Raw genomic sequence first — 25,876 nt, 5'->3', positions numbered from 1 at the left:
CGTTGTACCCGGGCACAATGAACCTCCGAAAGGAATTATGAGCACCACTCCAGCCGGGAAAGTGGAGCGCTGGCAGCGCTTCCGCGACAACCGGAACAAGGCCCTGGCAGCCCGCCACGGCTGGCTGACCCTCACCTCCTTCCAGTGGCTCGACAACTCTCCATCCGCCGTCGAACAGGCGCCTGGGCTCTGGTCCACGGACGGTACGACGGCGGCACTCACCGCAATGCCCGCGGACGGGCTGTCGCTGGTAGAGACAGGGCAGGTGGTGGACGGGACGATATCCGCGGCCCTCGCCGACGAAGAGTCCCTGATGTGGGTCCAGTTCGGCGGCCAGGACGGGGCCCGGGTGGTTGTTGAGCTGGCCAGGCGGGGAGGCCGCTACGCCATCCGCACCCGCGATGCTGACTCCCCCGTCTTCACCGGATTCCGCGGGGTTCCCACGTATGCGTACAACCCGGACTGGGAAGTTGTTGGCAGATTCGAGCCCTATCCGGAGCCTGTGGACGTGCCGATCGCCACCGCCAACCCCCTGGTGGACGGCATCCACCGCACGGTGGGCGAGGTGGTGTTTCGCGTTCCCGGCGGCAGGCACGAGGTCCGGCTGCAGGCGGAAGAGGAAAAGCTCGGGGCCTTGACCGTCACGTTCCATGACGAAACCAACGGCGGGACCACCGATGATTGGCGCAAGCTCGCCGTGCCCCGGCCCCGAACGGATTCATCCGGAAATGCGACCGTGGTCCTGGATTTCAACCGGGCCATCAACTATCCCAGCGCCTTCACGCCTTACGGAACCTGCCCCATGCCAGTGAAGAACAACTCCCTGGACGTGCGCGTGGAGGCAGGGGAAATGCAGCCGTATCCGGGCGGGGACTAGACGATCGCCGAAAGCCCGGTGATGGCCCGTCCCACGATCAGGGTGTTGATCTCGAACGACCCTTCGTACGTGTAGATGGCCTCCGCGTCCGAGAAGATCTTGGCCATCCGGTAGTCCGTGACGATCCCGTTTCCGCCCAGGATGGACCTGCCCAGCGCCACGGTCTCGCGCATCCGCGCGCTCAGGTAGGACTTGGCCAGCGCCACCTGCGGCATGTCCGCGGCGCCGTCGTCCTGCAGCCTGGCAAGCCCCGCCATCATGCCCATGCTTGCCACGGCGTTGCCAAGCATGGTTACCAGCTGCTGCTGGACCAGCTGGAACTGTGCAAGCGGGCGGCCGAACTGGCGGCGCTCGACGGCGTACTGCCGGGCGACGTCGAACGCCGCCAGCTGTTGGCCCACAGCCTGCCAGGCCACCATGATGCGCGAGCCGCGCAGCAGCTCGTTGGTGTCATCGAAGCTGCTGATGGTGGCGAAGCGGTCCGCCTCCGCCACCCGCACGCCGTCGAAGACGATGTCCGCATTCTGCACCGTCCGCAGCGCGATCTTGTTTTCGATCCGTGTCCGGGTGACCCCCGGCAGGGTGGCATCAACGATAAAGCCCCGCACCGACCCGTCCGCTTCGTCCCGCGCCCAGACCAGCATGTAGTCGCAGAACGTCCCGTTGCCGATCCACCGCTTGGCGCCGTTCAGCACCCAGGCGTCCCCGGCGTCATCGGGTCTGCCGGTGGTGGAGGAAATCCGCCTGGCGCGCGTCTCCATACCGCCGGCCACATCCGAGCCGTGGTTCGGTTCGGTCAGGGCGAAGGCGCCGGTGATGCGCAGGTTTGAGGCGTCCTCCAGCAGCCGCTGCTTCTGGTCCTCGCTGCCGAAAGCGTACAGGGACTCAACGAAGAGATCGTGGTGGACCAGGAAAAACGTGGCGATGGAGGTGTCCACGCGGGTCATCTCGGCGATCACCAGGCCGGCGAACAGGTGGCTGTAGCCGCGCTGCGCAGGGGTGCTGAGCTGCAGGTCCGCAAGTTTGGGCAGGATGTGCGCCGGGAACTCGGCCTTGTTCCACCAGTCGCCGGCGTAGGGCGCAATCTCCGCGGCAAGGAATTCCCGCAGTTCGGCCAGCTTGTCCCGTTCCGCCTGGTTCAGCAGCGATTCGACGGCGAAGAAGTCGGCCGAGGGCAGGATTACTGTTCCGGCGGTGGTCATTTTGGTCCCATCCGGATGGCGCCGTCCAGCCGGATCGTCTCGCCGTTAAGCATGGCGTTGTCCACGATGTGCGCCACGAGGTTGGCGTATTCGGCGGGTTTGCCCAGCCGGGAGGGATGCGGCACCTGGGCGCCCAAAGAATCCTGCGCTTCCTGCGGCAGCCCGGCCATCATGGGCGTTTCGAAGATTCCCGGCGCGATGGTGACCACCCGCACCAGCGAGCGCGCCAGCTCCCGCGCGATGGGCAGCGTCATCGCCGCCACAGCGCCTTTGGAAGCGGCGTAGGCAGGCTGCCCGATCTGGCCTTCAAAGGCAGCTGCCGAAGCGGTATTGATGATGACGCCGCGTTCCGGTCCGCCCAGCTCAGTGCTGGCCGGCTCATTGGCCACCATCGCCGCCGCTGCCAGCCGCAGCACATTGAACGTCCCTACCAGGTTGACCTGGATGACCCGGTTGAACGCCTCCAACGGAAGCACACCTTCCCGGCCCAACACCTTGCCGGGGGTGGCGACGCCGGCGCAGTTCACCACAATGCGCAACGGACCCAGCGCGGCGGCGGCGTCGACGGCGGCCTGAACCTCCGCTTCACTGGTGACGTCCGCGGGCACAAAGACGGCGGACTTTTCGGGGGGTCCTGCGGGGTGTGCATTCCCACCGTTTGCATTCCCACCGTTTGCATTCCCACCGTTTGCATTCCCGCCGCTTGCCTTCCCACCGCTTGCCTTCCCACCGCTCAGCTCCTCAGCGAAAGCCTCTCCAGCAGAGGAGGGGAGATCAACAAGCACCACTGAGGCGCCGGCGTCGAACAGCCTGCGGGCAGTAGCTGCCCCCAGGCCCGAGGCACCTCCCGTGATCAACGCAACGCTGCCTGTGACGTCCATACATCCTCCTTGATGCGGGCCTGCCCCCGACAGAAGTCCGCGAAGCATTAGTTAGTGAATGTTAACTGAAATCATCGCATCCACGCACTATCCGGCCTTTCGCCGGCACTGCCGTCCGCCCGGCTAGGGTGGAAGCCATGACTCCCGCGGATGCTTCTCCTCCCGTCGACTGGCAGGAAAGGGCCAACGAGGCTGCACGGTCGGTCACCGCACTTTTCGGCAGGAGACTGTTCTTCCTGCCGGGGACACACCTTGGCGCCATTCAGTGGCCCGCTCCACGCTGGCGCAACGACATCAAGGGCAAGCTGCTCCAGCCCTGGCACTACTGGTGGCAGGCCCACTATGTTGACTGCCTCGTGGACGCCGGCCGCCGCGAGCTGGGCAATGGCGCCACCCCTGCCGCAAGGTTCAACGGCCCCGAACATGCCAGCGCCGGAAGGCTCGCCTCCCGGCTGCTCACGGGAATCCGGCTGCGCAACGCGTTCACCTACATCAACAGCTACTACGACGACATGGCCTGGCTCGCCCTTGCCACCCTCCGGCTGGACACACTGGCGGAGGAGACGCGCCGGCCCGGGCGGGGGCGCAACGCGGCGCTCCGCAAGGCGCTCACCCTCCAGTTCGACGAAGCCTGCACCGATGACCTGGGCGGCGGTTCCTTCTGGAGCAAGAAGCGCGATTTCAAGAACACGCCCGCCACCGCACCCGTAGCCCTCTTCTACGCCCGCACGGGGCAGCGGACCAAGGCACAGTCACTGCTCGACTGGCTGGACGGAACCCTTTTCGACCCGGAGCAGGGCCTGTACCTCGACGGCGCCCGGCTCGGCGCGGACGGGAACGTGCTGATCGAGCGGGCCGTCTACACCTACAACCAGGGCCCCGTCCTGGGGGCACTGCTTGAGCTTGGCGGGGATGCGAACCTGGCCAGGGCAGCCGCGCTGGTGGAGGCGGTGGACCGGCACCTGACAGTTTCGGCAGGAATTTCCGCTGAAGGCGCCGCTGCCGGCGGGCTGGTGTTGCGCTGCGAGGGCAACGGCGACGGCGGCCTGTTCACCGGAATCCTGTGCCGTTACCTCGCGCTCGCGGCAGCCGATCCCCGGCTTCCCCGAGAGGCCCGGAGCGCAGCAGCACGGCTGGTGACCGCCACGGCGGAAGCATTCTGGCAGGGGAAACGGCGCGGGGATGAAGGCGCAGTAGGTGCCTGCCGGTACGTCTTCTCCATGCATGCCGCCCGGCCCGCCGCCCTCACCTACCCGCCCGGGTCCGTCGTCGAACTTTCCACACAGCTGCAGGCCTGGATGTCGCTCGAGGCCGCTGCCGCCCTCCCGGGTGCTGCTTGGGATTAGGTCACGCAACAGTTCCGTAATTCATGTGATGCTAATCACTTAAAGCGCTTTCCTGCTTACACGTAAGGTTTGCCTACCCTACAGTCGAGGTGGCACTTCTCCACGGCCTTCGTGACCCCGGTCCGCCGTTTTTCGTAGAAAGCAGTTTCCTCAATGAAGATCCGCAACAGCGCCCTGGCCGGCATCGCACTCGCCGCCAGCGCCGCACTCGGCCTGACCGCCTGCGCCGGCAGCACCACCCCTGAAGCCTCCGGTTCCGCGGCAGCTTCCGGCGGAGCCGGCGAAATCACGGTGTACAACGCCCAGCACGAGAGCCTGACCAAGGAATGGATCGACGCCTTCACGGCCGAGACCGGCGTCAAGGTCACCATGCGGCAGGGTTCGGACACCGAGCTGTCCAACCAGATCATCCAGGAGGGCGCGGCGTCCCCGGCGGACGTGTTCCTCACCGAGAACTCCCCTGCCATGACCCAGGTTGAAAACGCCGACCTCTTCGCGGATGTGGACAAGGCCACCACCGGGCAGGTTCCCGAAGAGTTCCGGCCCTCCACCGGAAAGTGGACCGGCATTGCGGCCCGCTCCACCGTCCTTGTCTACGACAAGACCAAGCTGACCGAGGACCAGCTGCCCAAGTCCATGCTCGACCTGGCCAAGCCCGAGTGGAAGGGCAAGTGGGCCGCTTCGCCCACCGGCGCGGACTTCCAGGCCATCGTTTCGGCACTGCTTGAGCTCAAGGGCGAGGCCGCCACCGAGGAGTGGCTGGCGGGCATGAAGGAAAACTTCAAGGCCTACAAGGGCAACAGCACCGCCATGAAGGCAGTCAACGCCGGCGAAGTGGACGCCGCGCTGATCTACCACTACTACTACTACGGCGACCAGGCCAAGACCGGCGAGAACTCCAAGAACGTCTCACCGTACTACTTCAAGAACCAGGATCCGGGCGCCTTCGTGTCGATCTCCGGCGGCGGTGTCTTGAAGACCTCCAAGAACCAGGCAGCGGCCCAGGAGTTCCTGAAGTTCATCACCGGCAAGAAGGGCCAGGAAGTCCTGAAGAACGGCACCTCCTTCGAATACGCGATTGCCTCCGATGTGCCGGCCAACGAGAAGCTGGTTCCGATTGCGGACCTGCAGGCGCCCACCGTGGACCCCGCCAAGCTCAACTCCGAGAAGGTCACCGAACTGATGACCAAGGCAGGACTCCTGTAATTTCGTGACTTCCGATCTATCGGCTCCCCTTCAAAGGAGCACGACGACGGCGGGCCGGGGCAACAGTCCCCGCCCGCCTTTCGGCGTTTCTGCAGTGTCCGTCCTGGCGGTGCTGATCGCCCTCTTCTCCCTCGTCCCCCTGGGGTACGTGGTGTACATGACCGTGGCAACCGGCTGGGACACCGCCGTCGAACTGATCTTCCGGCCGCGGGTTGCCGAGCTGTTGCTGAACACCCTCCTGCTCATGGCGGCAACCATTCCGCTGTGCCTGTTGCTCGGCGTGGCCGGCGCGTGGCTGGTTGAACGGACCACGCTGCGGGGACGCAAAATTTGGGCGGTCCTCCTGGCTGCCCCGCTGGCCATCCCCGCCTTCGTCAACAGCTACGGCTGGGTCTCGGCTGTTCCCTCGATGGGGGGGCTGGGCTCGGGCGTCCTGATTGCCACGCTGTCCTACTTCCCGCTGGTATACATCCCGGCCGCCGCCTCCCTGAGCCGGTTGGACCCGGCCATCGAGCAGTCGGCCGCTGCGCTGGGGCTTGGCGCCTGGCGTACGTTCTTCCGGGTGGTACTCCCCCAGCTCCGGATTGCCATGACAGGCGGTGCGCTCCTGGTGGGGCTGCACCTGCTCGCCGAATACGGCGCGTTCGCCATGATCCGCTTCGACACGTTCACCACCGCAATCATGACCCAGTACCAGTCCACCTTTAACGGCGCTGCCGGAAACATGCTGGCAAGCGTCCTGGTGTTCTTCTGCCTCCTTCTGCTCCTGGCCGAAGTCCGCAGCCGTGGGACGGCGAGGTATGCGCGGATCGGATCGGGAGCCCAGGCCAGGGCCCTGCGCCTGCCGCTGCGCGGGTACCAGGTTCCGGCCCAGGTCTTCCTGACCGCACTGACCGCACTGGCCGCGGGGCTGCCGCTGTACTTCGTGGCACGCTGGACGGTGGCGGGTGGACCGGAGGTTTGGGCTGCCGACGAGTTCCTCCCTGCCCTCCTGTCCACGCTTGGTTACGGCCTGGCGGGTGCAGTTGCCACCACGGCAGTGGCCTTCCCCATGGCTTACCTCGCCGTCAGGCATCCCGGCTGGTTCAGCAAATCCCTTGAGCTCTCCAACTACATCACCAGCTCCCTGCCGGGGATCGTGGTGGGCCTGGCCTTCGTGACGGTGAGCATCCGCGTGGTGCCGGGGATGTACCAAACCGCCGGGGTGCTGGTGGCGGCGTACGTCCTGCTGTTCCTTCCCCGGGCGCTGGTGAACCTCCGTGCCGGGCTGTCCCAGGCGCCCAAGGAACTTGATGAGGCCGCGCAGGCGCTGGGCAAGCCACCGCTGCTCGCCTTCATCCGGGTCACGCTGCGGCTCACCGCCCCCGCGGCCGCAGGCGGAGCTGCCCTGGTTTTCCTGGCCATCGCCAACGAGCTCACCGCCACCTTGCTGCTGTCCCCCAATGGGACCCGGACGCTGGCCACCGAGTTTTGGAGCAAGAGCAGCGAGATCGACTACGCGGGAGCGGCTCCCTACGCGCTGCTGATGATCCTGCTCTCCGCCCCCATGACCTACCTCCTCTTCCAGCAGTCCAAGAAAGTAGCCGGACAGTGATCGAACAAGCGCCGATCGAAAAAGCCCCGATCCAACAAGCACCGATCCAACAAGCACCGATCCAACAAGCGGCCTCACGCCTGCCGGAACCGCGGGTCGCCCCCTCGGTGGCTACCTCCACGGACAGTCACCTGGTGATCACGGACGTCACCCGGAACTTCGGCAGCCAACTGGTCCTGAAGGGCGTTAATCTTTCTGTCGCCCGGGGCGGCACCACCGCCATCGTCGGTCCCTCCGGCTCAGGCAAGACCACGCTGCTGCGGCTGATCGCCGGCTTTGACCACCCGGTCACCGGCAGCATCTCGCTCAACGGCCATAAGGTTGCCGGCGACGGCGCCTGGGTACCTGCGCACAAACGGAACATCGGCTATGTGGCCCAGGACGGCGCCCTGTTCCCCCACCTCAGCGTGGGAAAAAACATCGCCTTCGGGCTTGACCGGGCCAAGCTGGCCGGCGGGCGCAGGGCAGTGGAGGACCGTGTGCGCGAACTGCTGGAGATGGTATCGCTGGATCCGGACATGGCGAAGAGGCGCCCCCACCAGTTGTCGGGCGGCCAGCAGCAGCGCGTTGCCCTGGCCCGGGCCCTGGCACGTGAACCAGAACTGATGCTCCTCGACGAGCCGTTCTCCGCCCTCGACGCCGGCCTCCGCGTAGCCACCAGGCGGGCGGTGGCGAACGTCCTGAACAAGGCCGGCGTCACCACGATCCTTGTGACCCATGACCAGGCTGAAGCTTTGTCCTTCGCCGACCAGGTGGCGGTGATGCGTGGCGGAAAGCTTGCGCAGATCGGTAACCCGTTTGTGGTCTACACGCGCCCGGCTGACCGCGCCACTGCCGAATTCCTGGGTGACGCAGTCATCCTGGACGCCTGGATGGAGGGTTCGCTCGCCACCTGTTCCCTGGGCGGCATCCCCGTCCGGCGGCCTCCCGCACAGGGCAGGGTCCAGCTGATGCTTCGGCCGGAACAGATCCGCATCGCCGAGGACGGCCCCATCCGCGGCGTGGTGGTGGACACTGACTACTTTGGCCCGGAAACCACCGTGCGGCTCAAACTTGCGGTTCCCCCGGAACTGGCCAGCGGAGGGGACCACCGTTACCCGGGCGGCGGCGAGATCATCACCATCAGGCATTGGAATGCCTCCATTGCCCGGCCCGGGATGGAGCTGTGCCTTCGGGTGGTGGGCGAAGGCGTGGCTTTTCCGATCGAACCCTGACGCGCCACGATAGCCTGCGGCGGTTCGGGACCGGGTGAAATGCCCAGGCACATCGGCTGCCTGACCCTCAACCTCACCTCCTGGCCTACGAGCTTCGCTGGCTAAATTGGCACTAGCCGTTCGCTCACGCTGGTTCCTGGCGGCGGTGGTGCCATGGATTCGTATGTGTGACCTGTGGGCGTCCGGTAGAGGATGGTGTGCCGGGGTCCGGGGCGAGGAAAGACCGTCCAGCCGAGGTTTTCCTTGGTGTGGTTGCAGGCTTCGCATAGGCCGGCTGCGTTCGCCACGCTCGTGGTCCCGCCGGAATGCCAGGGGACCACGTGGTCGTGATGCCGGATGGGGGCGTCGCAGTACGGTGTGCGGCAGGTGGCGTCCCTGGCCTGGATGAACCGGCGCAGCGCAGCCGGGAACAGCCGCGCCTTGGAATCCATGGCCAGCAGCTCTCCGGTGCCCGGAGCCGTGTATAGCCGGCGGAGCCACACCTCAAAGTCCGGGCCGCCAGCGTTCTGACCGCCTGCCATATCCCGCCCGCCCGGTTCCTGACGATCAGTTGCGGGTTCCGGCTGACCCATCACCGTCTCCGTCTGGCCGGCCTCCGCGTTCTGATCACTGACACCGAGACGTCCCTGCTCACCGGCTTCACCGCCCACGGCGGCGAGAGCGCGGGCCCAGCCGGCCGGGACTGTGCCGTAGCCGCTGAGGCGGGCAGGCTCGGCGTCGCCCTGCAAGAAGGCGCGGTCAGTCATGACCACGTTGATCTCTACCCCGCTAATCCCGCCCGGAGTGCCGGTGATCCGCTCCACCGCAGTATCGGCCATGATTTGGCCGCGGGAACGCTCGTCCCCGTCCGAACGCAGCGTGTCCGCGTGCTGGCTCAGTGATGCGTACACGGCCACCCCGTGGGCAACAGGCAGCAGCGCGGTGAAATAGGTCATCGTGTCCGGCGCCGGGCGCAGGCTCACGCACCGCTCCGCCGCCGCACGGCTCGCCCGCTGGGTAACAGAACGTGGGTCCCGCCGGTACGAGGCAGCCTTCACAGCGGCAGAAATCGCGCGGTCTCCGGCCCCGGCGAAGGTGCCGGCATCGGCGGCGAGCTCCTCATCCACTGCGCACCTGTCAGCGGCGCTGAGGCAGGCCGTTTCTTTGACCACAAGGGTGGCACGCCACTCATTGAGCTGACCTGTATCCAGTGCCCTGAGGGCATGCGGCATTTCCGTGACCAGCGCCTTCGCCACGCCCAGCAACCGGCCGCCACGTGCCGGGGACTCACCCCTGGCCAAGGCAACCTGCGCCGCCACACCCTGGCCTTGCTCCGCAACCGGAACGCCAGCCTCAGCCTGCTCACGGCGCTGGACACCATCAAAAGCGACGGCAACCCGCGCCTGGGCCGCGGCAGCAGCCGCCTTCATTTCCTCCAAGCCGTGCAGTTGGTCAATCAGTCCGGCGCTGTCAGTGGCTGGCTGCAGGTTTCGAACCCCAGTGATCAGGTTCTGAAGCGGAAGGCCCGAACTGGCGCCGAGGACGGGAGCAGGTACGGGAGCTTGGGCGGGCGCGGTTGGTACTGTGGGAACCGAGCCCGTCTCATTTAATGCGACGGAAGGAAAGGCCGCAGCGGAAACAGCGTCGCCCGCTGACTCTGCCAGCAGCATACTTGACCTCTTTGCCCCATCCATAAGCCCAGTCTGCCAGCGACCTCTGACAATAATGAGCTACCAAAGTCGCTATGTGGATAACGGAAATCTCTGCCCGTCAGGGCGTCCTTCTAGGCATCAGCGGCCAACTCTTGAAACCCGTCAGCGGATGCTCGCGAGCGGCGTGGCTGTGCCGCTCTTGACGTTCACGGGGCCGCCCGCCGCAGCAAGGCGCACGTCCTTGGCGCCGGACGGCGGAAAGACGAGCGAGGTGAGTGCCTGCCTGCCGCCGTCCACAAACGCTTCCACAGAGGACCGGTCCACGTAGACGGTCAGCCGGACGGTGGCACGTCCAGGATCGCCCTCCGTGGTCTGGACTTGGCGGTAAGTATCGTGCCAAGCTGCCTTATTTTCGTCCGCGCCCTGACGGGGACGTGCGGAAACCTCGTCGCCGTCCCGCACCACAAATGCCTTGCCGGTAGCAAAGTCGTAACCGACGGTGGCGTACGTGTTGCCACCGCTTCGCAGGAGGACCCGGGCTTCTCCGGTCCTGGATGCCGGCTTCTCCAGTTCCAGGTCAACCTTGAACGCTCCAGTGTCCGGCACCTGAAGAGCCCGGCCAGGTCCGTCCTGGAGGGCTCCCGCGGGTATCCCGGCCGGAGCACCTTCTAACGATTCCAAGGCAGGGGCGGGGGTCGACACCAAAGCCGGCCGCCCGCCGTCGGACACCAAGCGGATGTCACGTACCACTGACGCCGCACCGAACCAGTCCTTGGTGGGCAACTCCCGCGCGTAGGCCCAGTTGTTCATCCAGCCGATGGCGTGCCGGGAAGACTTGCGCTGCCCGTCGGTGAGCCGCGGGTCGTCCCAGGTGACGGCGGCGTAGAAGTCGGACCCGGCGTCCAGCCACTGGTGGTCGCCGTCCACCCTGAAGCCCTTGCCGTCCCAGCCGCCGGTCCAGTATGCCAGGCCGGTGGTGCGGCCTTCGCCGGCACCATTGGCGCTGGCAGCCAGCACCCAGGTCCGCCGGGCGGGGTCGCCATCAACGTCCATCTGGAAAAAGTCCGGGCACTCGAGGACACCCAGGCCCTCCCGGTCGAACCCCGAAACATAGTTCCACTGCTTCAGGTCCTGCGATGTGTAAAAGCCGATCTTGTGCCCTTCTGCAAGCAGCATCAGCCACTGGTTGTTGGCCTCGTCCCGCACAATCCGCGGATCCCGCCAGTGCTCCGCGCCGGGGTTGTCCATCACTGGATTCCCGTCGTAGCTGGAGAAGCTGTACCCGTTGTCCGTGGAGTAGAACAGGGACTGGCGCTGGACGCCGTCGTGCTGCTGGGTGAGGATCGCAACCACCGCGCCTTTGCCAAAACCCGCAGTGCCTTCGGTGTCGACGACGGCCGACCCGGTCTCGATGTCCCCCAACCCGTTGCGGAACTTCTGGATGGCAACACCCTCGTTTTTCCAGTGCACCAGGTCTGTGCTGGTGGCGTGGAACCACTCAGTGCCGTTTCCCTCGGGGTAGTCGGCGTTGTAGAGGTAGTAGAAGTGCCACAGGCCATCCAGGAAAAAGGGGCGCTGCGGATCGTTCATCCACCGTTGATCCGGGGTGAGGTGGTAGGCCGGGCGGTAGCCGGGATCTCCTTCCGGCGTTCCGGGCTGGGCCGCGTCCGGGGGCGTCGTGACAGCCGGCCCCTTTCCGGCGTTGCCTGAAAGGACCAGGGAGAGGACCACCACCAAAGCGGCAGCGGCCGCCGCGGCTGCCCACCATAAGGGGCGGCCCGGGAAAATATGGGTGGGGATCGTGAAGAGTTTGCGGATCATGGTTATCGTTCCGTTGCCGAACACACAAATGCCGCCCCCGGATCAGGAGGCGGCATCAGCGCAATTGAACCATCCACCCTACGCGTGCAAACGCCAGGTCCCAATTACCGTTACGTTCCGGCCGGGCGCTTCTTCTGCGGGTACGGCGCCTCGCCGCGGGCAAGCATCTCCACAAACCCGGCAATTTTCCGTTCGCGGGTGGCAGCCTGTTTGACCGAGTTGGTCCTGTAGATCAGCGCGAAGCGGTTGGTCTTGGTGAGGACGTCGAACATCGCCTGGGCAGCCGGAACGGCGGCGATGGCGGCGGCAAGGTCTTCCGGGACTTCGGCGGTGGCCTGCCCCTCATAGGCCTTGTCCCAGCGGCCGTCTTCCCTGGCGGCGTTCACGGCTGCCCACCCGGCATCAGTCATCCGGCCCTCGGCCTCCAGCCGGGCCACGTGGCTGACATTCCGGGCCGACCATGGGCTTTTGGGGCCGCGCGGCGTCATTCGCTGGAGGGAACTTCCGCCGTCCCGGCTTTTGCCCTGGCCGTCGATCCAGCCGAAACACAGTGCCTCGTCCAGCGCGGCGGCGTAGTCGAGCGCCGTCGCCTGCCCGCCCTTTTTATGCAGGACCAGCCACACGCCGGGACTGCTCTTGTGGTTTTCCTCCAGCCAGCCGCGCCAGGCGGCGGCGTCCGGCAGCAGCAGTTCCTCGAGTTCAACAGCCATGGCCCTATTCTGCCTGTGACCTGTGACGGCACAAGCCCTCCCGGGCGGACACCGGCCGTGACACCATGGCCTTACGCCCGCTTCGCGAAACAAAAGGAAAGACCATGCTGCGTGTCCGTCCGCTTCATTTCACGTCCAGGATCGATGTCTGGGAGCTGCTGCTCACCGAGTTGGGCCTGGTCCGCACCGAAAATGAGCCCGGGCGGCAGGTCTTCGACGCCGGTTCGGGCCGCCTTGCCCTGCACACCGTACCGGACGGAGCAGCCGAGGACGGAACCACGGCATTCACAGTGGAAGTGGGTGACCTTGCCGAATTCGCCCGCCGCACCAACCTCTCGGCCCAGGACGACGGGACCGCACCTGCGGAAATCATCACGGCGGACCACGGCGAAACCTGCAGGATCACCGCGCCGGACGGATTCACGTTCCTGGCCGACAAAGCCACCCACACCGCGCAGTGCGCAGATGCTGACCCCGCCCTCGCCGTCGTCGGGGTCTGGTTTACGGAGGATCCCGCCTCGGCAACCCGGACGCTGCAGCACATTGGCGCCCATCCCCGCCCGGTGCCGGACGCTGACGAAAACGCGGACTTCACGGCAAAGAACGGTGGAGTACTTCTGGTGCGTCCTGCTGCGGGCCCGGCGCGCTCAGGCCTTGGTTTTGAGTACGACGGCGGCCTGGAACCGGTGCAGGCACGCCTCGCCTCCGCAGGGTTTGAGGCAACCATAACGGAGGAGGCTTTCGGCAGGACGCTCCACGTGGCCAACCCGGATGCCGGGCCCGGCGCGGCCCGCGTGCCGGCCACGGTGTGGATCTCCGAGCACCGTCCCATGGGGTAGAACTTAAGCATGAACGTGCGCACACCTGACCCGAATCCCGGCTGGCTCTCCGAAGAAGACCTTTTTGAGGCCCGCGGGCGGCTGCCCATGGTGTACGTCGAGGCCGTGCCGGTCCGGCTCGATCCGCTGGGTTTTGTCAATGAAGTCGGAACCCTGCTTCAGGCGGACGAGGACGGCACCATGGTCCGCTCGCTGGTGTCCGGGCGTGTCATCTACCGCGAAACCATCCGGGCAGCCCTTCTCCGGCACATGGAGAAGGACCTTGGCCCCCTGGCGTTCCCGCAGCTGCCCATCAGCCCGGTCCCCTTCACCGTGGCGGAATACTTCCCGGCCCCGTCCCAGACCGGCTTCACCGATGAGCGGCAACACGCCGTGTCCCTGGCGTACGTGATCCCGGTGACCGGCGAATGTGAACCCCGACAGGACGCCCTCGAGCTGACCTGGATGACCCCCGAGGAAGTGCTGAGCCCGGGCGTGCAGATGGAGTTCACCGGCGGGCGCGGCGGGCTGATCCGCCAGGCGCTGGCCTTCGCTGGCGTGGGGTTCTGACACCCTCGGCCGTACCCGGCGTCCCCGACTTCCGGGGCCCTCCTTTGTAGACTGTAGGGCGGACCGCAAGAGAACTTAAGGACTCCCATGACCGAAACACCAGCCGCCCGGAACTACAGCGAACAGCAGGCTGGATCTCTGACCACCGGCAGCCACATCCTCCTGCCGGACGGTGAGCGGACGGCGGAAATCCGCCAGGTTGAGCTTGAGCAGGACGATTTCGGGGCACCCGCGCTGGTACTCGCCAGCCTGTCCGGTGGCGGGACCCTGCGCATCGCCGTGGGCACGGCTGTGACAGTGGTGGGCGGAGCGGCCGACGGCGTCACGCAGCTTCCGCTGCCGGCCAACCCTGCCGAGTTGGCCGGCGCCACCGAGGGAACGGGCTCCGTCAAGGAGGTCAGGCAGCAGCAGCCCGGCGACGAGGCCCCTGCGGCACCTGCGGCACCCGCCGTCGTGGTACCTCCCCTGCCCCCGGTTCCTCCGGCGGCAACCGGCCCGGGCGAGGAGGAACTCGCCCTGATCCCGGAGCCGAAGGGTACGCCGGAATCAGTGGTGGAAGCCGCGGCCGAAGCCCACCCGGACGCAGAAGGTGTGCTTCTGCTGGCCGACCGGCTGGCGAAAGGGGTCAACGTCAAGTCGGGCAGCTGCCTGAAGGACCTCAGCGACCTCGCCCACGAACTGTTCATCATGCTCAAGGACGCCGATGGTTCCCTGGCCGTCGCTGACCTGCTCAACGTCCTGCCTTATGACGGAAATCCCGGCCGGTGGGCTTCCGTGGAAGCCTCCCTGGCGCTGTCCAGCTACATCTGCCGGCAGAACGGCCAGGAGGAGCGGGCCGAGGTCTACGAGAAGCTGATCCGCACCCCGGAAAACCAGGAAACGGACCCCTTCAAGGCCAGGATGGCCGCCAAGGTCCGGCAGCGCTCGCTCAACGAGCCCAACCTGTACGACAAGGAAATCTTCCGGTCCATCGACAACTCCAACCACGACGCCGAACGGGAGTGGCGGCTCCTGCGGCTCGAATCCCTGCTGTTCCTGCGGGCGCACGGGGGCTCGGAAACCATCGGGACGGGTGAGCTCGAGCGCCGCATCAGCAACGAACTTGAGGCCGTCCGGGGCTGACTTCGGTCGTGAACAAATAGCCCCTACCGGGCGTCGGGCCGGAGTTGTACATTCGGGGCTATGACTAACAATCTGAGCGTTGTGATCAATGCTGACGCGCCGCAGGTCTGGACGATGCTGCGCGAACCGGCCAAAGTGGCCCAATGGCACGGCTGGCAGGCCGAGGACCTGGACGCCGAGATCAAGCAGATCTACTTTTCGGGGGACGAAGAGGAATCGCCGGACCACATGAGCTTCACGGTCCATGGCGGCGACGTCTTCGAACTCCACCCCGTGCCCAACGGAACCCGCGTCAGCATCACCCGGGCGGCGCTGGACCACAATTCGGAATGGGCTGCCTGGGATGAGGACATCACCCAGGGCTGGCTGACGTTCCTGCAGCAACTCCGTTTCGCCTTGGAACGACACCCCAACGGCAAGCGCCACACGCTGTTCCTGCAGGTTCCGGGCGGGCCCGGGTCCGCGATAGAGAAGCTCGGCCTTTCGGACGTGCCGGCGCCGGGCGGGGATTACCAGTTGACATTGCCCACCGGCGAGGAGATCTCCGGGAAGGTCTGGTACCGGAGCAACCACCAGGTAGGGCTCACAGTCCACGGCTACGCGGACCATGGCGACGGGCTGCTGGTAGTGGCAGACCAGCCTAAGATTGAGGATGTCCGGCCCGACGGCGGGTCGCTGGGGATCATTTCCACCTACGGTCTGGGCGCCGCCCGGCTCGAGGCCATCCGCACATCCTGGGACTCCTGGCGGGCCGAGAACTACCCCACATCGGAACCCGTGAGCTGAGGGACCTGCCCCGATTGCTGGCACACTGGTACGGTGCCAGCCAACCCTGCTTCCGCTCCGTCCCCCGCTGCCCCCGCGGCTGTCCCCGCCGGGGAAGACGCGCTGCGTGATGCGTTTTCCCGGCAGTCCGAGTTCGGCTTCCGTGTGGGCTCCCGCCTTGCCGAAAACTGCCCGCCGTCCGCTGCCCAGGCAGGGTCCAACGGCGGTGAATTCCTCGGCCGCACGGGCACCATCACCACACCCCACGGTGAGATCCGGACGCCGGCGTTTATCGCGGTCGGGACTAAAGCCACGGTAAAGGCAGTGCTGCCGGAGTCCATGGCGGGCCTCGGGGCGCAGGCCCTGCTGGCGAACGCCTACCACCTGTACCTGCAGCCGGGCGCCGATATTCTGGATGAGGCCGGCGGCCTCGGAGCGTTCATGAACTGGCCCGGCCCTACGTTCACGGATTCGGGCGGATTCCAGGTGATGAGCCTGGGATCGGGGTTCAAGAAGGTCATCGACATGAAGTCCGTTGATGTTTCCGGGCCCGACGACGCCGTGGCCCCCGGCAAGGAACGCCTGGCACACATTGACGACGACGGGGTCTGGTTCAAGAGCCACCTGAACGGCGACCGGCACCGCTTCTCCCCAGAGATCTCGATGCAGGTCCAGCACCAGATCGGCGCGGACATCATGTTCGCCTTCGACGAGCTGACCACCCTGCAGAATTCCCGCGGATACCAGGAGGAATCCCTGGAGCGCACCCGGCTGTGGGCGCTGCGCTGCATCGATGAACATTTCCGGCTGACCTCCTCCCGTGCGGGCAAGCCGTACCAGGCCCTGTTCGGCGTGATCCAGGGCGCCCAGTATGAGGACCTGCGCCGCAAGGCCTGCCGCGACCTTGGCGCGATGCCCTTTGACGGGTTCGGCATCGGCGGGGCCCTGGAGAAGGAGAACCTGGGGACCATCGTCCGCTGGTGCAACGAGGAGCTGCCGGAGGACAAACCGCGCCACCTGTTGGGGATTTCCGAGCCGGACGATATTTTCACGGCCATCGAAAACGGCGCTGACACCTTCGACTGCGTCTCCCCCACCCGGGTTGCGCGGAACTCCGCGTTCTATACGCCGCAGGGCCGCTTCAACCTCTCGGGCGCCAAGTACAAGCGCGATTTCGGCCCGCTCCAGGACGGCTGCGACTGCTACACCTGCACCCATTACTCGCGGGCCTACATCCACCACCTGTTCAAGGCCAAGGAGATGGTCTCCGCCACGCTGATCTCCATCCACAATGAGCGGTTCGTGGTGAAGATGGTGGACGATGCCCGGCTGGCCATCGAATCCGGCGCCTTCTTCGACTTCAAGGCCGACACCCTGGGCCGGTACTACTCCTGAGCAGGGCGCCCCAGCCGGTTCCGATATCCTGAGCCAATGCCCATCGAAATCCGTGCCGCAGCAGGCACCGCCGAGGCCCTGGTGGCCCGCCCCTCCACCGGCACCGGCCCCTTTCCAGGCGTGATCCTCTACATGGACGCGTTCGGCCTGCGCCCCCGCATCCAGGACATGGCCCAGCGCGTGGCCGACTGGGGCTACATTGTCCTGGCCCCGAACGTCTTCTACCGGGACGGTACCGTGGCCGAGCTCGCACCGCGCGCGGATATGAGTACGCCGGAAGGCAGGCAGATTGCCGGCAAGGCAGCCTTTCCACGGATCGGCCACCTCACCACTGAAAGGGCGCTGCGCGACATTGATGCCTGGGTGGCTGCACTCAGCACGCTCGACGGCGTTGCGCCCGGTCCCATTGGTACGTTCGGCTACTGCATGGGAGCCAGGCTCGCGGTGCGAACCGCCACGGCACGGCCGGATGTGGTGGCAGCGTGTGGCGGTTTCCATGGCGGCGGACTCGCGACGGACGCCCCCGACAGCCCCCACCTGGCCCTTGGCAACGCCCGCGCCCGGTTTGTTTTCGGCCACGCCGACCATGACCCGAGCATGGCACCGGACGCGATCGCCCGGCTGGGCGGGGCGCTCAAGGCCGCGGGCCTTGAAGCGTCGAACGAGATCTACCCCGGCGCATCCCACGGCTACTCGATGGCAGACACGTCAGCCTTCCATCCGGAGGCTACGGAACGTCATTTCCGCGAGCTGCGGGCCCTGCTCGACGCCACGCTCAAGGGCTGAATACCCATACATCGAAAATTCCCGCCAGTTGTTCCATTGAACGGGTCGCAGGAAGCGTCCTGTTCAGAGACACAAAGCGGGCGGCCGACGCCGGATGGCAGGATGGTGCCATGACTTCCGTTTCCGCTGATGTCCACTCCCCCGCAGCAGCTCCCGCCGTCGTCCTGACGATCGCCGGTTCCGAAGCCACCGGCGGTGCCGGCGCGCAGGCAGACCTGAAGACCTTCCAGGAGCTGGGGGTCTTTGGCATCGCCAACCTGACCTGCATCGTGTCCTTCAACCCGAACGACAGCTGGAACCACCGCTTTGTGCCGGTTGACCAGCAGGTCATCGCTGACCAGCTTGAGGCGACGACGGCGGCGTACGGGCCGTCGTCGGGCGCGCCCTCCGTGCTGGACACGGTGAAGATCGGCATGCTGGGCAGCCCGGCGACCATCAGCACCGTGGCAGGCGCCTTGGATGGCGGCCAGTTCCGCAATGTGGTCCTGGATCCCGTGTTGATCTGCAAGGGCCAGGAGCCCGGGCACGCGCTGGACACGGACCAGGCGCTCAAGGCGCAGATCCTTCCGCTGGCCACCTTTGTGACGCCGAACCACTTCGAGGCGGAGTCCCTGTCCGGCCTGGAAATCACGGACGTGGAGTCGCTGAAGGCGGCGGCCGTCCGCATCCACGAGCTGAGCGGTGCTGCCGTGCTCGCCAAGGGCGGGGTGCGCCTGGAAGGCCCGGACGCCGTCGACGTTTTCTACGACGGCGAAACCCTTGAGGTGCTGCGCGCGGAAAAAGTGGGCGAGGTGGCCGTGTCCGGTGCAGGCTGCTCCCTCGCCGCCGCCGTCACCGCGGAATTGGCGAAGGGTGCGGCGCCGCTGGAGGCCGCGCGCACGGCGAAGGCCTTTGTCACCGCCGGAATACGGAACCGGGTGGCCTCGGGCGCACCGTTCGATGCCCTGTGGCAGGGCGGGGCGCGCCAGCTTCCTGCTGACCGCAGTTAGCGCGGGTCCGCGACCTTCCCCATAAAGAGCGGCAGGCCACTCTCCACGTGCACGATCTGGTAGTGGAACGGCCGGTCGAAGGTGATGGACTTTTCGGGCTGGGCCGGGGCGCTGGTCACCATGCCGTTGATCTGGGTGACGGCGGCGGCCACCGTCCCCTTTTCCGCCACCGTGACGTTGGCCTCCTGGGCGGCCTGGGTGAGCATCAGGCCTGGTTGGATGGCATCAAAATCGGTCGTTGTTTCCAGGGTTTTGCGCAGGCCCAGCTGCTCGAGCACTGCCCGCACATCGAAGCTGCTCTTGTGGTCCCAGGTGGGCAGCGCCAGCTCGACGACTTCCGGACCTGCAGCCTCCAGTGCAGCTGACACCCCGGCCAGCAGGTCCGCCTTGATGGCGGCAGCACCGCCGTCGGAATCCTTGGCGGGAAGCACCAGCCGCAGCACGAACCCTTCGCCATACGGCAGGTCCACCGCCTGCCAGCCGGGGCCTTCGGCGAAAGCCATGTGCTGCAGGCCGTGCATCATGGGCACGGTGACAGTCCCCTGCGCCGTCTCGAACGGTTCATCCGAGGTGGCCTCGGCACTGAACGGAACATCCCAGGCGGCAGCAAAATAGACAGTGTTGAGGAGGCTGAAGGTGTTCCTGGTGTCGTACCGGGCGGGCGCCTTCCCGATCCGGCCGCCGGTGTTCCTGTTGACCCAGGCGTCCATCGCCGGCTTCGTGGCTGCCTCGTCGCGGAAGTCCACCGGGTACACGCCGGTGCCGTAGTGCTTCGCCAGGGTGTCCAGGAAGTCGTACCCCGTGGAAACATCCCTGTCCACAAACAACCCGTTGGCCGCATGCATCAGCGGTTTGGCAGGAGGGTTCTCTTCATCAACGGAGCCCGGGTCGCCGTCGTATTCTTCCAAAGAGTCGAGCAAAGCGTTCATGGCCTCATCCCGGCCGGCACCAGGGAGCCCGAGCACGGCGTCCATCTCTGCTGCGGCTTCCCCTGACGCACCGGCCCGCAACATGGCCAGCGCTATCAGCAGGCTTCCGGGCGACGCAACCACATTGCCCTCTCCCCCGCCGGCCAGGAGGGCATCACCCAACGCGAAGGCGGAATGCCGGAAGGCGGCCAGTTCCCCGCGGAAGGCGGCCCCGTCCACGGCAACCCGTTCGACGCCGTCGGCCGTGAGTAACTCCGGTGGCCCCGGGGCCGCGCAACCCGCGATGGCCAGGACCGCGCCGAACGCCATGGTCCGCTGGAAACGAATCACTGTTGTTGCCTCCCCCGGCATCACATGGCGGACACCCGCCTCCCTCCAGTGAAACAGCGACGGCGGCATCAGGCGATGCCGGTACGGTCACGCTTTGCACTCATTTGGGTTTCTCTGGCGCGCGCCTGACGGTTCGGCTTCCCGGAGCCGTTCCCAACAAAAGCGGAACGACGGCGGGTGGGCACCCGCCGTCGTTCCTCTTTTGTTCCTCTCGACGCTAAGCCTCTACGAGGTCCTTGTCCTTGTCCTTGTCGCCGTCCTTGTGGCCTTGCACCCAGGCGTGGCCCTGTTCGTGGTCCAGGTGGGTTGCCTTCTTGTTCTTCAGCGCGAAGATGTAGACCACCAGCGAGATGGCAATGGCCACCGTGACATAGGTGAAGAACAGGTCCACCCGTTCGGCCTTCTGGAAGGCTGCACCGATGAGCGGGACGGTGCCGCCGAACAGGGAGTTGGCGATTGCGTAGCCCAGGCCGACGCCGAGTGCACGGATGGAGGCGGGGAACAGTTCAGCCTTCACCAGGGCGTTGATGGAGGTGTAGCCGCCCACGATCAGCAGGCCGCCCATCATCAGCAGGAAGGCGGTGAACGGATCCTTGGTGTTGGACAGGGTGGCGAGCAGCGGCCAAGTGAACAGGACACCGGTGATGCCGAACCACAGCAGCAGCGGCTTCCGGCCAACCTTGTCCGAGATCATGCCGTAGACGGGCTGCAGGAGCATAAAGATGAACAGCGCCCAGAAGTTGATCACCGAGGTGTCGGTCTTGGCGATGCCGGAAGTATCGTTCATGAACTTCAGGATGAAGTTGGTGTAGGTGTAGAACGCCACGGTCCCGCCCAGGGTGACGCCGATGCAGATCAACAGCGGCTTCCAGTACTGCGTGAACAGCAGCTTCATGGTGCCGGGCTGGGCAACCCCTGCTGCCACTGGCGTTTTCGCGGCCTGTACCTGTTCTTCTGAAACCGTCTCTTCCATTGAACGCCGCAGCCACAGAACAACGAGCGCTGCCACGCCTCCGATCGCGAACGGAATGCGCCAGCCCCATTCAGTAAGGGCGTCCTTGGCAAGGGTGTTCTGCAGGATCACCAGCACCAGCAGCGCGAGCATCTGCCCGCCGATCAGGGTGACGTACTGGAAGCTGGAGAAGAAGCCGCGGCGCTTGGACGTTGCGGCCTCGGACATGTACGTGGCGCTGGTACCGTACTCGCCGCCCACGGAGAAACCCTGGATGAGGCGGATCAGGATGAGCAGGATCAAGGCCCAGACTCCCACCTGCTGGGTGGTGGGCAGGAGCGCGATGGCGAAGGAACCGGCAGACATCAGGGTGACGCTGAGGGTCAGGGCGGCCTTGCGGCCCTTCCGGTCCGCATAACGGCCAAAGAACCAGGCTCCAATGGGCCGCATCAGGAACGACGTCGAGAACACTGCCATCGCTTCGAGGCCGGCCTGGAGGTCATCCTTGGAGTTGAAGAAGTGCGACTGGAAGTAGGCGGCAAAGACTGTGTAGACGTAGAGGTCGTACCACTCGACCAGGTTGCCGGCGGAGCCCTTCAGAATGTTGGACACGGCCCGACGGGTCTGTGCTGATTCGCTGACTGCTGCGGTTTGCTGGGTGCTCATCGCTGAACCTTCCTTGGCTGCGCGGCCCCCGCTGTCCGCTCCGGCCTGCTTTTTGTACTGTCCATGGCAGCGTTGCTCATGGTTCCTCCTCGAGGTTGTTCGTCCCCTCCTAAAGCCTGAGGACCCTACCCAAGCTATTCGTGAGCCAGGGCACAACCCAAGCGAAAACCGAATTCCTAACACTTCCTTAGGTTTTCTTTCCTGCCGCGGTTGTGCCGGGCCAAACGCCCGGCCACACGGAGAACCGGTGAAAGGGGTAATCTGCCAAGGGCAGGCACAGTGGTCCGGGGACCGCCAAATCGCGCCGCTCGAAACGGAACAGGAACTGGCTATGGATGTGCTCATCGTCGAGGACGACGACGCCATGGCATCCGCACTCCACGCGGCCGTGGTTTCCGCCGGGCACACCTCAAGCAGGGTTTCCCGCGGCGCCGACGCCCTCCTCGAACACCGCCGGTTCGAAGTCATCCTGCTGGATCTGGGCCTCCCGGACATGGACGGCCTCGAGGTGCTGCGGAAGCTGCGCCGGGTGACCCCTGTCCCCATCCTGATCCTCACCGCGCGGGACGACGAACGGAGCGTGGTGCTGGGACTGCGTTCAGGAGCCGACGACTACCTGGTCAAACCCGTAAAGCTGGTGGAGTTGCTTGCGCGCATTGAGGCCGTGACCCGCCGGACAGCCAGGCCGCAGGACACCAGGCAGCGGCTCATCAGGCTGGGGGAACTGGAAGTGGACCTCGAACGCCGGGTGGCTGTCCTCGCCAAAGAGGACCTTCCCCTGACAGCCACGGAATTCGCCCTGCTCGCACTCCTGGCGAGCCATGCAGGTTCGGTAGTGACCCGGGAACAGATCCTGGACTCACTGTGGGGTGACGCGTTTGTCGCCTCCTCACGGGCCCTCGACGTCCACCTGACCGGTCTCCGGGCCAAGCTTGGGCTTCCAGGTTTTATCATCAACGTTCGCGGCGTCGGCTACCGCATCGAGGCGGATCCTTCATGAGGCTCCGTGTCCTCGGGGTCCTGAGTGTCCTGGCCGTCCTCTTGGTACTCATCGCTTCCAATACCATCCTGGCCTCCGCCGGCAGGGAACTCACCCAGGAACTCCAGATCAACAGGGTGGCTTCCCTCAACCGGCTCGCCCAGGTTGCTTTCGACGCCGGGGCGGACGGCGGTGACGCCACCTTGCTGCAGGCTGAGATGGACAGATATTCCGAGCTCTACGGGGAAGGGGTCCTGATCCGGCTGCAGCAAGGGACCCTGCGCTCCGGCGGCCTCAGCGAAGACAGGGCGGACGTGCGGGATGCCCTGGCCAGGGCCAGCCTGAACCTCAACGACACTGCCCTGGCGCCGCTTCAACCCTTCGGCACCGGTTCGGCAGTGATCTCCCGTTCCTTCGGAAGTGCCAGCCAGGTGCTCGGGGCAGCCGTCCTGGAAGTTAACCAGGACGCGGCCCGCCAGAAACTGCGCGAACGCTGGCTCGCCGTCGGACTTGCCGCAGCCGCCCTCGCGGCCATACTCCTCATCGCCGCGGCCCGGGTGACCCGCTGGGTGCTGCGCCCGGTCCACCGGCTTAATGCCGCCGTCGCCGAGCTCGAAACCACCGGCCGGAGCGGCCGGCTGCCGGAGGAAGGCCCGCCCGAGCTGAGGGAGCTGAGCCGCTCCTTCACCGCGATGGCGCAAAGTGTCAGCGACAGTATCGAGTCCCAACGCCAGCTCATTGCTGATACCTCCCATGAGCTCCGCAACCCGGTGGGAGCGCTGCGGCTGCGGATCGACCTGCTGCAACTGGAACTGAAAACAGCCAAGGAGCGGGCTGCTGCCGCCGCGGTGGTCGCCGAGCTCGAACGTGTGGAAGAGATCCTGGACGGCGTGCTGAAGCTTGCCGCAGCCGAGCACCGGGCCTTCGAGGACTCCGCCCGCATCCCGCCCGACAGGCTCTCCGACGTGGACCGCACCCCCATTGACCCCTTCCCCATCCTGCAGGAAGAAACCGAACGGGCAGAACCCGCCGCACGGCTCGCAGGCGCCTCCATCTTCCTCGAGAGCCCTCCCCAACAGCCGGCGCTCATCGCCTGCCGCCCTGACGACCTTGCCCAGATGGTTGGAGAACTGCTGAACAACGCCATCAAGTACGCCGGCCCCGCCAACATTGCAGTTGCGGTCCGGACACGGGGCAACACTGTGATGATAGAAGTGTCCGACGACGGGCCCGGGCTTTCACTCGAGGAACGGTCAGTTGCCACACGGCGGTTTTGGCGCTCGCCACAGCACGCCGCCGTGAGCGGCAACGGCCTGGGCATGACTATCGTGGACAAGCTCGCCCTGGCGAATGGCGGACGTCTTCTGCTGGCTGAGGAACAGCCCCACGGGCTGCTCGCCTGCCTGGAGTTCCGGCGTGCCGCCGAGGTTCACAGCGGGGACGTCAACGGGCAGGTGGCCCCGCATGAGTGAACTTTCTCCCCTTATGACGGCGCGCTCCATGTCCAGGCGTGGACTGCTCAAGGCCGGTGTTGCGGCCGGACTGGCCGGAATGCTTTTGCCGGGCCTTGCGGCCTGCAGCCCGGAAGACCCGGTAGATTCCCTCATTGTTGCCGGGGGCGAGCCAGGCGGCTTCTACCTCGAGTTCGCAACCCTGCTTGCCACCTCGCTCCAGCGCAATGGAGTGGCCCGGCACGCCACGGCCCTGCCTACCGGCGGCAGCCTGGACAACCTCGAGCACCTTCTGGGCGGGCGGGCCACGTTCGCCGTCGCCCTTGCTGATGCTGCAGCGCAAAGGGCAGCGGGAAAGAGTGCTTCCGAAGCAGGAATCACAGCTCTTGGACGGGTCTACGAGAATTACGTCCACTGCGTGGTCCGGCAGGACGGTGGCATCGGCAGCATTGCCGAACTGGCGGGCAGGACGGTGGCTGTGGGCGAGCCGGGGGCGGGAACTTCGCTGACCACGCCGCGCCTGCTCGAAGCGGCCCGGCTCACGTCCGTCAATGCGGGTGGAGGTTCCGCTGGCAGTGGCAGGCAAGCGGTTACCGTCCTGAATCTTGGACTCAATGACGGGCTGTCAGCACTCCGGGATGGATCAGTTGATGCCTTGTTCTGGTCCGGGGGCGTTCCCACCGCCGCCATCGCTGCCGCGCATCACGACGTGGGGCTCACTTTCCTGGATCTCTCCGTCCTGCTTCCTTCCCTGCGCACAAGGTACGGCGCCTTCTACGACCGCGTACTGATCCCGGCCGGAGCATACGAAGGACTTCCCGCGGTGTGGACGGTTGGTGTGACTAACCTGCTGCTGTGCCGGAGCGACCTGGCTGACGCCACGGTGAAGCGAACCGTGGAACTGTTGGTGGGCCACGCGGAGGAGCTCATTCCCCAGTCCAGCCTGGGTGTGCACTTCCTCAGCCCGGAATCCCTCATCAATACGGCTGGCCTGCCGCTGCACCGGGCTGCGGCAACCGCATACCGGGCGCTGCACGGGTAGGTTTCCGGGCCGACTTTCCACATATGGTTCTCCGGCCGTGGCAGTCTATGACGCTTCCTCCTTACCGTTTGGTCCTACCAGCAACATCAAACAAGTGAGGATCAATGTGGCGGCGAAGAAACGCAGGTTTGTGGCACGTAAGAACCCGGAAAAAATAGAACCCGGAAAAAAATGATGAAAGCCCGGTTAATTTGCTGGGCCGAAGCGCTATATCGCAGGAATTGGACTCCGTGCTGCCAGCTTTCCAGCAGTGGTATCGAGAGCACGGGGGTAAATGCGATTCGAAGCTCGTGCTCGAACAGTTGACGGGTTTCTACAACGCCTATGCCCTGGCAAGGCGACCACCCTCTACGGTGACCGCCATGGATCCGGACCGGTTACTCGAGATGATGGCGGGGCTCTTTGCCGTTCATCAAAAGTGTGCCGTCCTGATGGCTACCAACGTCTATGACTTTTTGCGGTTCCTTAGGGATACGCAGCGCTGGTCCGGCAGCCCGGCCTCCTATGTAGAGGCCCGTGCCATTCTCCGCGCCGTGGTCTTCGAAGACATGATCACGCTTGTCCCGGCTGGGAGAGCGCAGTAGCGATGCCGCCCGGCCT

General features: G+C 65.8%; 23 protein-coding genes. 16 read left to right on the top strand and 7 right to left on the bottom strand.

Features of this window, described 5'->3' with window-relative positions; all coding sequences use genetic code 11:
• Positions 1 to 37: 37 nt before the first annotated feature.
• Complete coding sequence (locus FBY31_RS17035) at positions 38 to 877, top strand: DUF1684 domain-containing protein (RefSeq protein ID WP_142043504.1); 840 nt, start codon at positions 38 to 40, stop codon at positions 875 to 877.
• Here the strand turns inward: FBY31_RS17035 and FBY31_RS17030 are convergent.
• Together FBY31_RS17030 and FBY31_RS17025 are read right to left on the bottom strand one after the other, a co-directional pair.
• Positions 874 to 2,079 (bottom strand): acyl-CoA dehydrogenase family protein, encoded by a 1,206-nt coding sequence (locus FBY31_RS17030; RefSeq protein ID WP_142043503.1) that lies wholly within the window; start codon positions 2,077 to 2,079, stop codon positions 874 to 876. The two genes, FBY31_RS17035 and FBY31_RS17030, sit on opposite strands and share 4 nt — an antisense overlap.
• The gene (locus FBY31_RS17025) at positions 2,076 to 2,960 is read right to left on the bottom strand and encodes an SDR family NAD(P)-dependent oxidoreductase (RefSeq protein ID WP_142043502.1); all 885 of its coding nucleotides are present in this window, start codon (positions 2,958 to 2,960) and stop codon (positions 2,076 to 2,078) included. The genes FBY31_RS17030 and FBY31_RS17025 overlap by 4 nt, the downstream gene beginning before the upstream one ends.
• 137 nt (positions 2,961 to 3,097) lie before the next feature.
• On the opposite strand from FBY31_RS17025, the gene FBY31_RS17020 reads away from it, so the two are divergent.
• The 4 genes from FBY31_RS17020 to FBY31_RS17005 all read left to right on the top strand — a co-directional run bounded on the left by FBY31_RS17020 (position 3,098) and on the right by FBY31_RS17005 (position 8,320).
• A complete protein-coding gene (locus FBY31_RS17020; RefSeq protein WP_142043501.1) occupies positions 3,098 to 4,306 on the top strand; it encodes a glycoside hydrolase family 76 protein in 1,209 nt (402 codons plus the stop codon).
• A 153-nt stretch (positions 4,307 to 4,459) separates the two neighbouring features.
• Entirely contained in the window at positions 4,460 to 5,512 is a 1,053-nt protein-coding gene (locus tag FBY31_RS17015) for an iron ABC transporter substrate-binding protein (protein WP_142043500.1), read from the top strand.
• A gap of 4 nt (positions 5,513 to 5,516) precedes the next feature.
• Positions 5,517 to 7,106: an ABC transporter permease gene (locus FBY31_RS17010; RefSeq protein ID WP_200833387.1), complete on the top strand. Its 1,590-nt coding sequence runs from the start codon at positions 5,517 to 5,519 to the stop codon at positions 7,104 to 7,106.
• Positions 7,107 to 7,186: 80 nt separating this feature from the next.
• Entirely contained in the window at positions 7,187 to 8,320 is a 1,134-nt protein-coding gene (locus FBY31_RS17005; RefSeq protein ID WP_200833468.1) for an ABC transporter ATP-binding protein, read from the top strand.
• A gap of 101 nt (positions 8,321 to 8,421) precedes the next feature.
• Here FBY31_RS17005 and FBY31_RS17000 read toward each other — a convergent pair whose 3' ends face one another.
• From FBY31_RS17000 to FBY31_RS16990, 3 genes are all read right to left on the bottom strand, one after another.
• Entirely contained in the window at positions 8,422 to 10,026 is a 1,605-nt protein-coding gene (locus tag FBY31_RS17000) for a DUF222 domain-containing protein (protein WP_442858216.1), read from the bottom strand.
• Positions 10,027 to 10,113: 87 nt separating this feature from the next.
• Complete coding sequence (locus tag FBY31_RS16995; protein WP_142043495.1) at positions 10,114 to 11,772, bottom strand: glycoside hydrolase family 32 protein; 1,659 nt, start codon at positions 11,770 to 11,772, stop codon at positions 10,114 to 10,116.
• 110 nt (positions 11,773 to 11,882) lie between these two features.
• Positions 11,883 to 12,482 (bottom strand): YdeI/OmpD-associated family protein, encoded by a 600-nt coding sequence (locus tag FBY31_RS16990; RefSeq protein WP_142043493.1) that lies wholly within the window; start codon positions 12,480 to 12,482, stop codon positions 11,883 to 11,885.
• A 104-nt stretch (positions 12,483 to 12,586) separates the two neighbouring features.
• Between FBY31_RS16990 and FBY31_RS16985 the strand changes: the two genes are divergently transcribed.
• From FBY31_RS16985 to FBY31_RS16955, 7 genes are all read left to right on the top strand, one after another.
• A complete protein-coding gene (locus FBY31_RS16985; protein WP_142043491.1) occupies positions 12,587 to 13,321 on the top strand; it encodes a VOC family protein in 735 nt (244 codons plus the stop codon).
• A gap of 9 nt (positions 13,322 to 13,330) precedes the next feature.
• Positions 13,331 to 13,870, top strand: coding sequence for an NUDIX hydrolase family protein (locus FBY31_RS16980; RefSeq protein ID WP_142043489.1), 540 nt, complete (start codon positions 13,331 to 13,333; stop codon positions 13,868 to 13,870).
• Between the two features lie 87 nt (positions 13,871 to 13,957).
• Positions 13,958 to 14,992 carry a DUF6707 family protein gene (locus tag FBY31_RS16975; RefSeq protein ID WP_142043487.1) on the top strand — a complete coding sequence of 345 codons (1,035 nt, stop codon included), beginning with the start codon at positions 13,958 to 13,960 and terminating at the stop codon, positions 14,990 to 14,992.
• Between the two features lie 60 nt (positions 14,993 to 15,052).
• Entirely contained in the window at positions 15,053 to 15,778 is a 726-nt protein-coding gene (locus tag FBY31_RS16970) for an SRPBCC family protein (protein WP_142043485.1), read from the top strand.
• A 33-nt stretch (positions 15,779 to 15,811) separates the two neighbouring features.
• On the top strand, positions 15,812 to 17,152 hold the full coding sequence (gene tgt / locus FBY31_RS16965) for a tRNA guanosine(34) transglycosylase Tgt (protein ID WP_442858185.1): 1,341 nt from the start codon (positions 15,812 to 15,814) through the stop codon (positions 17,150 to 17,152).
• 36 nt (positions 17,153 to 17,188) lie between these two features.
• Positions 17,189 to 17,938 (top strand): dienelactone hydrolase family protein, encoded by a 750-nt coding sequence (locus tag FBY31_RS16960; protein WP_142043483.1) that lies wholly within the window; start codon positions 17,189 to 17,191, stop codon positions 17,936 to 17,938.
• A gap of 110 nt (positions 17,939 to 18,048) precedes the next feature.
• Positions 18,049 to 18,927 (top strand): hydroxymethylpyrimidine/phosphomethylpyrimidine kinase, encoded by an 879-nt coding sequence (locus FBY31_RS16955; RefSeq protein ID WP_142043481.1) that lies wholly within the window; start codon positions 18,049 to 18,051, stop codon positions 18,925 to 18,927.
• Here FBY31_RS16955 and FBY31_RS16950 read toward each other — a convergent pair.
• Both FBY31_RS16950 and FBY31_RS16945 read right to left on the bottom strand, forming a co-directional pair.
• Positions 18,924 to 20,165 (bottom strand): serpin family protein, encoded by a 1,242-nt coding sequence (locus FBY31_RS16950; RefSeq protein ID WP_200833467.1) that lies wholly within the window; start codon positions 20,163 to 20,165, stop codon positions 18,924 to 18,926. The two genes, FBY31_RS16955 and FBY31_RS16950, sit on opposite strands and share 4 nt — an antisense overlap.
• Before the next feature lie 238 nt (positions 20,166 to 20,403).
• The gene (locus tag FBY31_RS16945) at positions 20,404 to 21,804 is read right to left on the bottom strand and encodes an MFS transporter (protein WP_142043477.1); all 1,401 of its coding nucleotides are present in this window, start codon (positions 21,802 to 21,804) and stop codon (positions 20,404 to 20,406) included.
• 331 nt (positions 21,805 to 22,135) lie between these two features.
• On the opposite strand from FBY31_RS16945, the gene FBY31_RS16940 reads away from it, so the two are divergent.
• From FBY31_RS16940 to FBY31_RS16925, 4 genes are all read left to right on the top strand, one after another.
• Positions 22,136 to 22,804 (top strand): response regulator transcription factor, encoded by a 669-nt coding sequence (locus FBY31_RS16940; protein ID WP_142045483.1) that lies wholly within the window; start codon positions 22,136 to 22,138, stop codon positions 22,802 to 22,804.
• Complete coding sequence (locus tag FBY31_RS16935; protein WP_142043475.1) at positions 22,801 to 24,255, top strand: sensor histidine kinase; 1,455 nt, start codon at positions 22,801 to 22,803, stop codon at positions 24,253 to 24,255. The genes FBY31_RS16940 and FBY31_RS16935 overlap by 4 nt, the downstream gene beginning before the upstream one ends.
• A complete protein-coding gene (locus FBY31_RS16930; RefSeq protein ID WP_235013096.1) occupies positions 24,248 to 25,276 on the top strand; it encodes a TAXI family TRAP transporter solute-binding subunit in 1,029 nt (342 codons plus the stop codon). Before FBY31_RS16935 ends, FBY31_RS16930 begins: the two co-directional genes overlap by 8 nt.
• Positions 25,277 to 25,506: 230 nt before the next feature.
• Entirely contained in the window at positions 25,507 to 25,860 is a 354-nt protein-coding gene (locus tag FBY31_RS16925; RefSeq protein WP_142043473.1) for a hypothetical protein, read from the top strand.
• The last annotated feature ends 16 nt before the right edge of the window (positions 25,861 to 25,876 follow it).

It is taken from the genome of Arthrobacter sp. SLBN-100, assembly GCF_006715305.1.
Lineage (GTDB): Bacteria > Actinomycetota > Actinomycetes > Actinomycetales > Micrococcaceae > Arthrobacter.
The sequence above is the reverse complement of the archived record's forward strand: the minus strand, read 5'-3'. Positions and strand labels throughout refer to the sequence as shown.